8 protein-coding genes are annotated in these 13,155 nt (G+C 38.8%); 6 read left to right on the top strand and 2 right to left on the bottom strand.

The features are described 5' to 3' along the window. Positions 1 to 160: 160 nt before the first annotated feature. Positions 161 to 727 (top strand): Uma2 family endonuclease, encoded by a 567-nt coding sequence (locus AC504W_RS21205; RefSeq protein ID WP_494874193.1) that lies wholly within the window; start codon positions 161 to 163, stop codon positions 725 to 727. A gap of 1 nt (position 728) precedes the next feature. Here AC504W_RS21205 and AC504W_RS21200 read toward each other — a convergent pair whose 3' ends face one another. Beyond that, positions 729 to 2,063, bottom strand: coding sequence for a hypothetical protein (locus AC504W_RS21200; protein ID WP_494874192.1), 1,335 nt, complete (start codon positions 2,061 to 2,063; stop codon positions 729 to 731). Between the two features lie 216 nt (positions 2,064 to 2,279). After that, the gene (locus tag AC504W_RS21195; RefSeq protein WP_494874190.1) at positions 2,280 to 7,667 is read right to left on the bottom strand and encodes a trifunctional serine/threonine-protein kinase/ATP-binding protein/sensor histidine kinase; all 5,388 of its coding nucleotides are present in this window, start codon (positions 7,665 to 7,667) and stop codon (positions 2,280 to 2,282) included. Between the two features lie 337 nt (positions 7,668 to 8,004). On the opposite strand from AC504W_RS21195, the gene AC504W_RS21190 reads away from it, so the two are divergent. The 5 genes from AC504W_RS21190 to AC504W_RS21170 all read left to right on the top strand — a co-directional run bounded on the left by AC504W_RS21190 (position 8,005) and on the right by AC504W_RS21170 (position 12,992). After that, positions 8,005 to 8,643 (top strand): histidine phosphatase family protein, encoded by a 639-nt coding sequence (locus AC504W_RS21190; RefSeq protein ID WP_494874189.1) that lies wholly within the window; start codon positions 8,005 to 8,007, stop codon positions 8,641 to 8,643. 116 nt (positions 8,644 to 8,759) lie between these two features. Beyond that, positions 8,760 to 9,890: a succinylglutamate desuccinylase/aspartoacylase family protein gene (locus AC504W_RS21185; protein ID WP_494874188.1), complete on the top strand. Its 1,131-nt coding sequence runs from the start codon at positions 8,760 to 8,762 to the stop codon at positions 9,888 to 9,890. Positions 9,891 to 9,923: 33 nt separating this feature from the next. Then, complete coding sequence (locus tag AC504W_RS21180) at positions 9,924 to 10,934, top strand: zinc-dependent alcohol dehydrogenase family protein (RefSeq protein WP_494874187.1); 1,011 nt, start codon at positions 9,924 to 9,926, stop codon at positions 10,932 to 10,934. Positions 10,935 to 11,048: 114 nt separating this feature from the next. Beyond that, the gene (arsM, locus tag AC504W_RS21175) at positions 11,049 to 12,017 is read left to right on the top strand and encodes an arsenosugar biosynthesis arsenite methyltransferase ArsM (RefSeq protein ID WP_494874186.1); all 969 of its coding nucleotides are present in this window, start codon (positions 11,049 to 11,051) and stop codon (positions 12,015 to 12,017) included. 15 nt (positions 12,018 to 12,032) lie between these two features. Next, a complete protein-coding gene (locus AC504W_RS21170) occupies positions 12,033 to 12,992 on the top strand; it encodes an inorganic phosphate transporter (protein WP_494874185.1) in 960 nt (319 codons plus the stop codon). Positions 12,993 to 13,155: the final 163 nt, after the last annotated feature.

Genomic DNA, 13,155 nt, shown 5'->3' with positions numbered 1-13,155 from the left:
AGAATGCTGTAAAAAGTTGGGAATTTGCCGTTCATCAATAATTAGGCTGGCTACACTACTACAATTTAAGGTTTATGTAATAAATCATCTCTGATATTCCACTGTTAAAATTTAATCAAAAGTAACTGAAGTTAGCAAAAAAGCCACGAGGACAGGTTAAATGAATACTGTAGTTCTCAATCTAGAACCCATCGCGCATTTAAGTGATGAGCAATTCTATCAATTGTGTATTGCTAATCGTGATTTAAGCCTGGAAATGAACGCAGCAGGAGAATTAATTATTATGCCACCAGTGGGGGGAGAAAGCGGTAATCAAGAAGCTGAACTAATAACTGATTTAGAAATCTGGAATCGTCAAGCTAAATTAGGCAAAGTTTTTAGTTCTTCAACTATCTTTATCTTGCCTAATGGTGCAAAACGTTCTCCTGATGCAGCTTGGGTAAAATTGGCAAGGTGGGAAGCTTTAACTCCAGAACAACGCAAAAAATTCCCGCCACTCGTACCCGATTTTGCCATTGAACTGCGTTCTGAAACCGATAGGCTCAAATCTTTGCAAGAAAAAATGCAGGAATATATAGAAAATGGTTTGCGTTTAGGATGGCTGATTAATTATCAAGATGGCACAGTAGAAATTTATCGACTCCAAAAACCTGTCGAGGTAAGACAAATACCAGCAATTCTCTCTGGGGAAGATGTATTACCAGGATTTGAGATGCACTTTAACTAAACTAACCTCTTTGAAAACCCTTTGCGGCTTGTTTTTGACTCTTAGCTTTGGGTTTAGATTTATTAACTTCTGCCAGTGCTTCTTGAAATAAATTATGCAAATGTAAAGGCACACTGGCAATTTCGGGTAATTCTGGTTCAGTAGGTTTACCAAATTCTTGTAAGAGTTTATCCAAGTCATTGCTCAGGCTAAAATCAGGACTCTGCAAGAAATCTTGCAAAACTTTTTCTAGTTGAGTGAGGTATTTTTTGGCTAACCGATGCCAAACATAAGCATTAATACTTTTATTTTCTAAGTAGTGACGAATTAGTTTTTCTGCACCTGCAATACTTTGCCAATCCTCAGCTAATAAAATAGTTGTAAATTTAGTATATGTTGGTAAAAATATCAATCCCCAACGTGGATGAGAAATTGCTGTGACTTGTTCAGCTTTTCGTAAATCAGCAGGTAAATCTACCTTTGGAGCAACCATTTTTTGCTTGCCATTTTTCCCATTCAGCATTTGCGAAACTGCATTAGAGTCAACGCCAACTTCTTTAGCGGCTGCGGCGATTTCCTCTTCGCTAATACCTGCTTCTGCTGCTATCTCATCCAAAGATTTGGAAGTATCCAGTCCGGCTGCTTGGAGATATTTGTTACTAATAATTTCTTGAAATTCAACTATTTTTTTATTTAATTGGTATCCTGGCAAAGTAACTTCATCACTACCAAAAAAGTCAACAAACTGCTGATGATATTGTTCTACTGACTGCCATGCTTCTTCAAGTAAGTCGGGTGCATCACTGTAAAGATGACTTTTATAATTATCTTTAAAATTACCAATTGCAACAGCGAGTTTTGGCTTACCGAGTTTACCCATAAAAGTGTGAGTTCCCGAAAATATCCACTCATTTTCAGTAAGGGGTGAAATACGGGTAAGTAAGATATCTCCTATTTGGAAACGAGATATTTCTTTTTGTTTTTCAGAACTATTAGAAGTGACAATGTAATGTTTAGCAGTCAGCCAGTTCATCAGTTCCAAGCCATCAGGTAGAATCTGGGTGATGGTAAATAAACCTATAAAGGTACGATGCCAACTATTGAGTAAATGGCGATCGCTCTCTGATAAATCTGCATTACTGGCAATAAATAACTCTATAGGTGAATTATCCCCAACTTTTCCCTCTGTAATAAAGCTATCAATAATTAAACCTTGTTGGGTATGATCGCCATTTCCCCGACGCGACTGCGCAGCTGCATAAACCTCTAGTGCTTGTGCGAGTTCGCCTTCAGCATCTAGGACAAAATCAACCAAGGCTTGTTTAAGTGTTTGCGATCGTTTTACTATGACATCCACAGGCGAATCTCTCTGCTCAACAATTGTAGCCTATAGCGTTTTGGCAGAGAATAACATCTAGCAATAGCTAGATTTCCTTCAACCCTATTCAGCCACTTTAATTTCGTTGCGTGCCTTTGACTCGATGTATAGCCATAATATAGGGCTGACTTAAAGTGAAACGGTATTAGCCGTAGTGGCAGAACAAATTGCTTTACGTCCCAGAGGTAAAAATTTTCAACTAGTCGTAATAGCAAGGGAAATGATGAATTCTGTGCCTTTTCCTAAGATGGAATTGACTTCGATTTTACCATTGTGTTTTTCTTCCACAATCTGACGGGCGATCGCTAATCCTAAACCTGTACCTTTACCGACTGCTTTGGTAGTAAATAAATGGTCAAAAATTTTCGCTTGAACTTCAGCATCCATCCCTTTACCGTTATCTCGAATATGGATGTAAACTTGGTTAGCAATTGCTTGAGTGCGGATAGTAATTTCTTGAGGATGAGTTTGCAATTCGGCAAATGTGCATTCTTGCGCCATATCATCAAACATATCAATGGCATTAGCCAAGATATTCATAAATACTTGGTTTAACTGACCAGGAAAGCATTCAATTAGAGGTATATCACCGTATTCTTGCTGAATATTAATAGCAGGACGATGCTCGTTGGCTTTGAGGCGGTATTTTAAAATTAACAAGGTGCTATCAAGACCATCATGGATGTTAGCCATTACTTGATTGATCGTATCTGCACGAGAGAAGGTACGCAGACTGTTGCTAATCGATTTGATGCGCTCAGTTGCTTCGGTCATGGAATGCAGTAACTTGGGTAAATCTGCAACTAAAAATTCCAAGTCAATATTCTTGGCATTATTTTGAATCGGGGCAACAGGTTCAGAGTAAAATTTTTGATAAAGCTCAAGATGTCCGATTAAATCCTGGGTGTACTCTTGGGCGTTGCTGATACTACCGTAAAGAAAACCAATCGGGTTATTAACTTCATGAGCAACCCCAGCGACTAAGTTCCCCAAAGATGCCATTTTTTCATTTTGTACTATCTGGAGTTGAGATTGTTCCACTTTTTGAGCATAAGCTTGAGCTTGCTGATAAAGGCGAGCATTTTCTAAGGAAATAGCAGCTTGAGTACAAAGGAAGTTGAGAATGAGGATGCGATCGCTTGTAAACACCTCACTAGTAGACTGATTCTTCAAATACAAAATTCCAATCAAATTTCCCTGATAGAGAATTGGTAAGCATAACAGACTTTTTGGTTGGCGCTGATCTAAATACTCATCAATTACAGGTAAATCTGTTTTGAGTTCGTTAATTACTACAACTTCTTGGTTGTTTTTGACGTATTGAATCAGTTTGACGGGGAGGATGGAACTACCTTCCAAGGGTTGGCGACAAAGTTCTGTGGTTTCGGATGTGGTAATGGCTCTCACCTCCCATATTCCCTCACTATTGGGCAAGATTAAGGCGCAGCGATCGCCCCCAGAGTTTTGTAGAATAATCTGAGTTAGTTGATGCAAGAGTTCATCTAGTTGAATTGTGCTGGATAGACTTTGAGAGGCTTTGAGAATAGCTGCAAAATCTAAAGCAACATTCAAACTTGTATTAGAGGTGTTAGTGTTTGTTGCGTTATGAATCGAGACATGGGATGTAGTAATAGCAGCGAGGGTTTCCAATGGGTTGAGAATTGGTGTTGTCTGCTGGAAAATAGGACGCAGTAAATTGGGATAGCGGCTTTCTAAATCGTCAGTTTTGGCTTTTGCACCCCAATGAGCATAACCATAATAAGCTTCCTGCATATAAGCTGTGGCGATTTTGTCTTTACCCCAAGCTAGGTAAAACTTCGCTGCTAATTCATTGGCGAGGGCTGCTTCTTGCAGATAGCCATTAGTTTGAGCCAGAGCGATCGCGCGATCGTATAAATCCCCAGCTTCATAGTATTTGCCTAATACCCGATGAATTTCAGCTTCTACTAATTGAAACTTGTGCAGATAGTTCATGGGAGCATGATCTGCCCATATTTTCATTGATTTTTGATTGTTTGTAATCTTCTCCCAATCCGCAGTTGCCTGTTCTGTATCCGAACTAGAATATGATGACAATAAACTCAAAGATTGATAAAAATTCTTCAACGGGATAATCAATAAACCCGCTGCTCCTTGTTCATATTCTGCAAATTTACTAGCATAATCTTTGGCAATTTCCACATCACCAAATAAATAACATAGTAAGAGTTTTGCTAGATAAACATAACAAATTCCATTTACATTACGACTTTGAATTAAAGATGGCAGAGTTAGAGTTTCATTAAAGCTAGAACCAATGAGTATTTTGGCATTTTCTGCTTTACCACGCAGATTAATTACTGTTTGTCGCCATGTATTCGCCCAAATTAAAGAAGCTTCTTGCTTAATATCTTCAATCAGCGAACAGTATTTATCAGCTTCAGCCTCGGCAATTTCGAGATTTTCGCCTGTCCAAAATAAAAATTGGCAATAGCAATTAGCACAATAACCAACATATTCTAAATCACCGTGTTCTAGCCCACTGGTTAAACCAGATAAAAATACAGGTAATGTAGAACGCAAAGAATCTTGCCAATGTTTAATAAATAAAGCAAAGGTGAGATTAACTTTACTGGTTAATTCCTTCGCTTGTAATTGTTCTAAAACAATAGTTGCTAATTGACCAAATTGATAGCCGCGATCAATTTCTCCAGTAGCGCATAAGAATAAGCCATATAAACTATAAGCTATAGCGGCTTGAGGAGAGTTACCCTTTTGAATGCAGATTTTCACCATTGTGAATATCTTTAAAGGTAACAACTGCGGTTTAGCTAAATACACAGATGCAAATAAACCAACTAAAATTCGCATCGCCGCTAATTGATGAGGGTCTTGGAGAATTGGTAAATCTGCAAGAGTTTCTATGGGGCGATCGCCTAAAATAATTTTGAGTTGTTGATGTTGGGTAATCATTGTCTCAAAATCACAATCTTCCGGGAAATCTACACCCAGTAACTCTAGAGCTTCTCTCCCTGTATTTATAGCTTCTATCAGGTTATTTTGGGCTGTGTAAGATAAAATCTGGATTTCATAAACCTTGATTTTATCTAACGAGTTACGAGCCGATAACAGCGTTTGCTTAATGAAGTGTTGAGATTGAACAAAATTAGTGTTTAAATATTCTGATTCTGCTAAAGCCTCATAAAATTGTAGAGTTAAATCATACTGACTTTGCCAACTATCTGCTGTTAAAAGTGTTAAACCTATGCTTAAATAACTCACAGCCGCAGAGTAGGCTGTCGCAACTTTAGCCTTATGTCCTGCTCGTAAGTTTAATTGGGCTAATTGTTCTTTTTGGGATGGTTCTGTAATTAATTCAATACCGATATTTAGCTGATTGATAATATCAAAAATGCGTGTTTCCAACTCTTGCTCTGGGGTATTACTCCAAAGTAATTTGCCAATTTTGAGGTGAGTGGCTTGTTTTTGGCGATCAGGAATTAAAGAGTAAGCCGCTTGTTGGACGCGATCGTGCAGAAACCGATAGGTTAAATTCTCAATATTTTGAGTATTTGTATCTGTTTGTTCATGGTTGAGATAAAATTTATAAACTTCACTTTGAGGGAGAATTAACCCTTCTTGTAAAGCCTTCCACAAAGCTGTTGCTGCTTCCATTTGTAATTGTTCAGAAACAATTGCTAAGGTGGCTAAATCAAATTGATTACCGATACAAGCAGCTAATTTGAGTATTTGTTGTGTTTCTTCAGGTAACTTCTGTAATTGTTGTGCCATAAACTCTACCACATCATCGGTAAGAGATAGGGCATTGATTTGGACGATATCACATTCCCAATATCCCTGTTCACGATTAAATTTAATTTCACCATCTTCGTATAATGCTTTGAGAAACTGAGTGATGAAAAAAGGATTACCTTGGGTCTTGCGGACAATTAATTCGGTGAGGGGAAGCGATCGCTCTGTTGTACAATGCAGTGTATCTGCGACTAACTGATTTACGTTACTCAACATCAGAGGCGCAAGGGTAATTGTATTAACTGTTTTACCAACTTGCTGGAGTTCATCAACTGTCAAAATTAACGGGTGTGTCTGCGATACTTCATTGTCTCGATAAGCCCCTAACAATAACAGATAATTTTTATCTGCCATCAGCAGTTTAATCAATTGCAAAGAAGCTAAATCTGCCCATTGTAAGTCATCGAGAAACATGACTAATGGGTGTTCTGCTGTGGTAAAAACAGCAATAAATTTCTGAAATAATAAGTTAAATCGATTTTGGGCAGCGGTTCCCGAAAGTTCTGGTGCGGCGGGTTGTTTACCAATCACTCTTTCGAGTTCTGGCATTACTTCAATTAAAACTTGTCCATTATCACCCAAAGCTGTGAGAATTTTGCTACGCCACTGGTTTAATTGGGTATCTGATTCGGATAATAACTGCCCAATTAAATCTCGCAAAGCTTGCACAAAAGCTAATAAAGGAAGATTCCGATTGAACTGGTCAAATTTACCTTTGATGAAATAGCCTTGCTGACGGGTAATAGGTTTGTGAACTTCATTGACGACGGCTGTTTTACCAATCCCGGAAAATCCGGCGACTAGCATCATTTCGGTTGTACCGTTGGCTACGCGCTTAAAAGCTTGCAGTAGGTTGGTAACTTCTACATCTCGTCCATAGAGTTTTTCCGGAATCAAAAAGCGATCGCAAATATCTCGTCTACCAATGGCAAAATATTCAACTTTGCCAGTATTTTTCAAATGCTCATAACAAGTTTCTAAATCAAACTTTAATCCCAAAGCACTCTGATATCTATCTTCGGCATTTTTCGCCATCAATTTCTGCACGATATCCGCAATCACTGGCGGTATCTCTGGCCTGTTCTCCCATATAGTTAGCTTTTTTGCTATATGGCAATGAAGCAACTCCATTGGGTCATCACAAATAAATGGTAAATTCCCTGTCAATAGTTCAAAAAAGGTGATACCTAAAGAATAAAAATCACTCCGATAATCTATACCCCGATTCATCCTCCCGGTTTGTTCTGGGGAAATATAAGCGAGTGTCCCTTCTAAAACATTGGGACTTTTGATTTCTTGAGTTTCTCGTGGTAACAAAGAGGCAATACTAAAATCAATGAGTTCTATCTTTTTGCTCTGGGGATGAATCAGGATATTGGCGGGTTTGATATCTTTGTGGATAACGCGATGTTGATGTAAATCTTGGAGAACAGTGCTTAATTGAATGGCGATCGCTAAAAATTCCCCTAGGGAAAGAGTGGTAGTTTTGATGTATTCTCGGAGAGCGATCGCACCTGTATCCGCCATCACCAAAATATAACCATTGCGAGATGTTTCTAGTGACAAGGGATGAATAATCCCCGGAATCTGGAGATTTTTGCTAATGGTATATTGGTTGCGAAATTGTAATAATTCTTGAAAACTGGGATATTCTGAGGTCAAAAGTTTGATGACTACTGGCAGTTGATCGACTTGACGGATAGCACGATATACTCTGGTTCTAGAACCTGCATACAGTTGAGAGCTAATTTGATATCCAAGAATGACGGGGGTAGGAAACTCAGTAGCCATTTATATATACCTCTAGCTTCTTTTGGCCTTTGCTTCTCTACATGGATGAAACCACGCGCAGCAAGTTTAGATAAGCTTAGTATTCCCATTCATTCGAGGTTGAATCACGAATAGGTGAATTAAAGTAATTTTGATTAATTTAATTGAGGTAATAAATAGGATATGAACCTTGTAAATTCAAGCTCTTGTCTTTAACCAAAATATTCCTACTCCCCACTCCCGTTAGTATAAATAGCCTTGCTTCTGTGGTTATTTAAATAGCTATGGTACTATGCCTTAAACAAGTCATAAACCAAGCATTATTTAATACTCTTCAAAACATTAGCGAGAATTTAGCGTGAACTTACATATTTACTTTCTTCGTCACGGACAAACAGAATGCAGCCGGAATAATGCTTTTTGTGGTTCCATCGACTCAGAACTGACTCCCGAAGGTTTTGATATGGCTGAGGCTTTTGCATCTGCATACCAGTCTCTGGCTTGGACAGATATTTTTTGTAGTCCGATGCGACGCACAATAGCCACAGCTAAACCTCTGTGTACAGCTATTGGCATAGAAGCACAGCTGCGTGAGGGTTTAAAAGAAATCAACTATGGCCAGTGGGAAGGTAAAACTCCAGAATTTATCAGTCAAGAATATCACGATGATTTTCTCCGTTGGTCTGCTGACCCAGCTTGGTACGCACCAACAGGGGGAGAAATGGCGATTACAATTGCTTCCCGCGCAATGGGAGTGATTGAAGAAATTAAGCATCTTTACCAGAGTGGCAATGTTTTAGTTGTAGCCCATAAAGCCACTATTAGAATTATGTTGTGCAGTTTGCTAGGAATTGATGTAGGACGTTTTCGGTATCGCTTGGACTGTCCAGTAGGTTCGATAAGTGTTGTAGAATTTACTTCCCACGGGCCATTGTTGCGCTCTTTAGCAGATCGTTCTCATTTAGGTGAACAATTGCGAAATTTACCTGGAACTTAAGGTATTTTTCCAACTCCAAAAATATATTCATCTGAGGTTGGGTGAAAGCACAAAACATATACTTGGCTCTAACCCGACATTTTTTTAGTAAAAGTACATCAACAAAAAATTGTGCCATGATTCCGCAGATTGAAACTATATTTTTACGGCAAATGGCCTCTGGCGATCGCCTGTCTTTACAAATTTACAAATTTATTGGTTCTCGCCCAGGTAAAAAGGTTTATATTCAATCTAACTTACACGGAGCAGAAATTTCAGGAAACGTCGTTATTCAGCAAATTATAGAATTTTTACTCAGCATAAACAATACTGATTTAGTAGGAGAAATTTGGCTAGTTCCGGTGTGTAATCCAATGGGTACAAATGAACGAGCGCAACATTTTTCCCCAGGAAGACATTGTGTTTATGAAGCGAGAGACTGGAACCGAATTTTTTGGGATTATGAAAATGTAGCTAAGGATTTAACCGAATTTACTCAATCGCAATTACTACTAGAGCCGGAAATTATTCGCCAAAATTATCTGGGAAAAATTAAAAATGAATTTGCCAATAAATTAGACAAAATTAATTCCCAGAGTAGTTTACCTTACACTGATCAATTTAGTTATAAACTGCAAAGTCTGAGTTTAGACGCAGATTACTTGATTGACTTACATAGTTCGACAAATCAAGGTTTAGATTATATATATTATTTCCGCGATCGCCAAGATAGCGCTAAATATTTTTTGCTCGACTATGGCATCTTACTTGATAAATATGATGGTGATGCTTTTGATGAAGCATTTATTAAACCTTGGTTAGCATTAGAAGCTCGTTTGCAAAGTTTAGGCAGACAAATCAGATTTGATGTTGAAGCTTGGACACTAGAATTAGGTGCAGGAATGCAGATCAATCCGCATTCGATTGCCAAGGGTGTGCAAGGCATAAAAAATTATTTATTGCAGAAAGGTGTATTAAAAACTATTAATTTTTCCCAGGAAAACATAGAAAATCATGTAATGGCTGTTTTCTATAGCAGTAACAGAACTAAATATTATGCGATCGCTGGCGGCATGATTCAATCTAGAGTCGAATTAGGTAGTGTAGTTCAAGCAGGAGATAGACTTTATCAAATTATTAGTTTCAATAAAGAAAGTGCATTACCGCAAATAATTGATATCTACTCTGAACACGATGGATTAATTTATGATGTTGCCACCAATCAATCTGTAAATCAAGGAGAATTTGTATTAGGCATTATTTATTAATTCTGACCAATAATTCCTTGATAGTACAAGTTTATGAAAGCTTACGAAATTCACAGCAATGCCGGAATTGATGCTTTAAAACTAGTCGAGCATCCGCAACCCGAACCCACAGCCGGACAAGTTCTGATTCAGGTCAAAGCTACATCTCTGAATTACCGTGACTTGCTAGTAGCTGAGGGAAGCTACGGTTCTGGGGTGAAATATCCGCTGATACCCATGTCTGATGGTGCGGGGGAGGTTGTAGCGGTGGGTGAAGGTGTGACAAGGGTAAAAAAAGGCGATCGCGTCGCTGGTAATTTCTTTCAAAGTTGGCTTTATGGCTCTTTAACCAGGGAGAAAATGAAGTCTGACTTAGGTGGCGGTATCAATGGAATGCTGGCTGAATACGTTGTGCTACACCAAGATGGGCTAGGTATTTTACCCGATCACCTTTCTTACACCGAAGCAGCCACTTTACCCTGTGCGGCTGTCACCGCTTGGCACGCTTTAGTAACAAAAGGTAACATTCACGCCAATCACACTGTATTATTGCTGGGTACTGGCGGAGTTTCGATTTTTGCCCTTCAGTTTGCCAAACTCCACGGTGCGAGAGTCATCATTACTTCCAGCAGCGATGAGAAATTAGCACGAGCCAAACAACTGGGTGCTGATGAAATTATCAATTACAAAACTACACCCAATTGGGAAAAGCAAGTTTACGAGTTAACAAATCGCATTGGTGTAGATCACGTCATCGAAGTGGGCGGCGCAGGTACTTTACCACAATCACTCCAAGCAGCCAGAATTGGGGGGCGTGTAAGCTTAATTGGCGTGCTGACAGGCAAAGGCAATGAGATTGATCCTATGCCTATACTAGCCAAAAGCCTTACACTGCAAGGTATTTATGTAGGTAGTCGAGAAATGTTTGAAACTATGAATCAAGCAATATCTCACCATCAAATCTTCCCCATTATTGATTTAGTTTTTCCCTTCACCGCCGTCCCAGAAGCTTATCGATACCTCAAAACTGCCGCCCACTTCGGTAAAATTGTCATTGAAATTTAAAACTCAATTTTCCATTGCTTCTCCCTCTCAGCAGAAATTCATTTAGGCAATAGTCAGTTATATTAGGATGCACAGAGTTGAGTATTCACCAAAAAACACAATATTAAGACTGTAATGACTTATCTAGAAACAGCGGCGGAATTTTACCGCGAAGTTGCAGAAACACCCCAAGTAGGACTTTGTTGTGTCCAAACTTCACCCTTGCAATTCCCAGGTTTAAAAATTCCTGTATCTATGCAAGAAATGAACTATGGTTGTGGTACAACCGTTCACCCTACAGAACTTAATCACCAACCAACAGTACTTTATGTTGGTGTTGGTGGTGGGTTAGAGGCGTTGCAATTCGCTTATTTTTCTCGCCGTGCGGGTGCTGTAATTGCTGTTGAACCAGTTGCAGCTATGCGAGAGGCTGCTACACGCAATCTCGAAATTGCAGCCACCGAAAACTGTTGGTTTAATCCTAATTTTGTCGAAATTCGCACAGGTGATGCTTTTAATTTGCCTGTAGCTGATGCTTCTGTGGATATTGTCGCGCAGAATTGCCTGTTCAACATTTTTGAACCAGAAGATTTAACCAGAGCTTTAAAAGAAGCATATCGTGTGCTGAAACCCGGTGGACGGTTGCAGATGAGTGATCCCATTGCGACAAGTCCAATTCCTGTCCATCTGCAACAAGATGAGCGACTACGCGCTATGTGTTTGTCAGGCGCACTTACCTACCAAGAGTATACTCAGCGGATTATTGATGCTGGCTTTGGTCAAATTGAAATTCGCGCCCGTCGTCCTTATCGGTTACTTGATGCTCAAACTTACAACTTAGAAGAAAACCTACTTTTAGAAAGTCTGGATTCGGTTGCTTTTAAAGTTGCAATTCCTGAAGATGGTGCTTGTATTTTTACTGGCAAAACAGCCATTTACTGTGGTGGAGAATCTTTGTTTGATGACGGAGCCGGACATCTACTTCAGCGTGGTATTCCCGCAGCAGTTTGTGATAAAACTGCTGCTAAACTGGCAGCTTTAGAGCCAGAAAAAATTATAACTACTGATTCAACTTGGCACTACAACGGTGGTGGTTGCTGTTAAAAATTAAACCCCAAAATGTTAATTATTAGCTTGTTTTTGGCTACGTTATTTTTAGCTTACTCTCATGGAGCAAATGACAACTTTAAAGGTGTAGCAACGCTATTTGGTAGCGGTACAACTAGCTACCAAACAGCAATTTTATGGGCAACTATTATGACCTTTGCTGGTGCAGTTGCCTCAATATTTATGGCTGGTACATTAGTACAAAAATTTTCTGGACAAGGTATTTTTCCAGATGAGATTGCTAATGTACCAGAAATTCATTTAGCAGTAGCGATCGCATCTGGTGTAACGGTATTGATGGCTGCTTTGACCGGATTCCCGATTTCTACAACTCACAGTTTAACAGGTGGGTTACTAGGGGCAGGATTAGTGGCGATCGGTCTTAAGGTTAATTTTGCTGTATTAGTCAAGTCTTTTCTTGTCCCTTTATTTTTGAGTCCTATAATCGCCATTTTCTTAGCAGCAGGTCTTTATAAGTTAATTGCATATTTTAATTGTCAATTTAATTGGTTTGCTAATCAAAAAGTTCTAGATACTCTGCATTTTATCAGTGCTGGAGTAGTCAGTTTTGCCAGAGGCATAAATCAAACACCCAAACTAGTTTCTATTATTCTGATTATTGAATATTTTTCTATTCAAGGCGGAATGTTAACCATCGCAATGGCAGTGGGATTAGGCGGCTTACTCAACTCCCAAAGAATTGCTCAAACTATGAGTACAAGAATTACCACTATAGATTCTACTCAAGGTTTATCTGCCAATCTGGTGACTGGATTTTTAGCGATCGCCGCTACTTGTTTTGGTTTGCCTATTTCCTCAACTCATGTTGCAGCTAGTTCTATTGTTGGTGTCGGCTTAACTGAAAAAAAAGTTAATTTACGTGTTTTATTGCAAATAATTATTGCCTGGATTTTTACTTTACCCGCTACCGCAATTATTAGTGGCATAGCTTATAGATTATTACAAGGCTAGTACAAAAAGGCAAAAGTAAAAAGTCAAAAGGAAAAAGGCAAAAGTAAAAAGTCAAAAGTAAAAAGAAAAAATAGCAATACCACAAGTCTTTTAGTAATTCCCGATAGTCTGTTTATTTACGCTAACCTGTACTAGATATTCTTTTGTGCCGATATTGATGTTT

Source organism: Nostoc sp. C96, from assembly GCF_059384975.1.
This window is presented reverse-complemented; position numbering and strand designations above follow the sequence as displayed.

Excerpts from the sequence above, each read along its gene's own strand:
- AC504W_RS21205 (WP_494874193.1), top strand. The coding sequence starts at position 161 with ATGAATACTGTAGTTCTCAATCTAGAACCCATCGCGCATTTAAGTGAT.
- AC504W_RS21195 (WP_494874190.1), bottom strand. The coding sequence starts at position 7,667 with ATGGCTACTGAGTTTCCTACCCCCGTCATTCTTGGATATCAAATTAGC.
- AC504W_RS21185 (WP_494874188.1), top strand. The coding sequence starts at position 8,760 with ATGATTCCGCAGATTGAAACTATATTTTTACGGCAAATGGCCTCTGGC.
- AC504W_RS21180 (WP_494874187.1), top strand. The coding sequence starts at position 9,924 with ATGAAAGCTTACGAAATTCACAGCAATGCCGGAATTGATGCTTTAAAA.
- arsM (WP_494874186.1), top strand. The coding sequence starts at position 11,049 with ATGACTTATCTAGAAACAGCGGCGGAATTTTACCGCGAAGTTGCAGAA.
- AC504W_RS21170 (WP_494874185.1), top strand. The coding sequence starts at position 12,033 with ATGTTAATTATTAGCTTGTTTTTGGCTACGTTATTTTTAGCTTACTCT.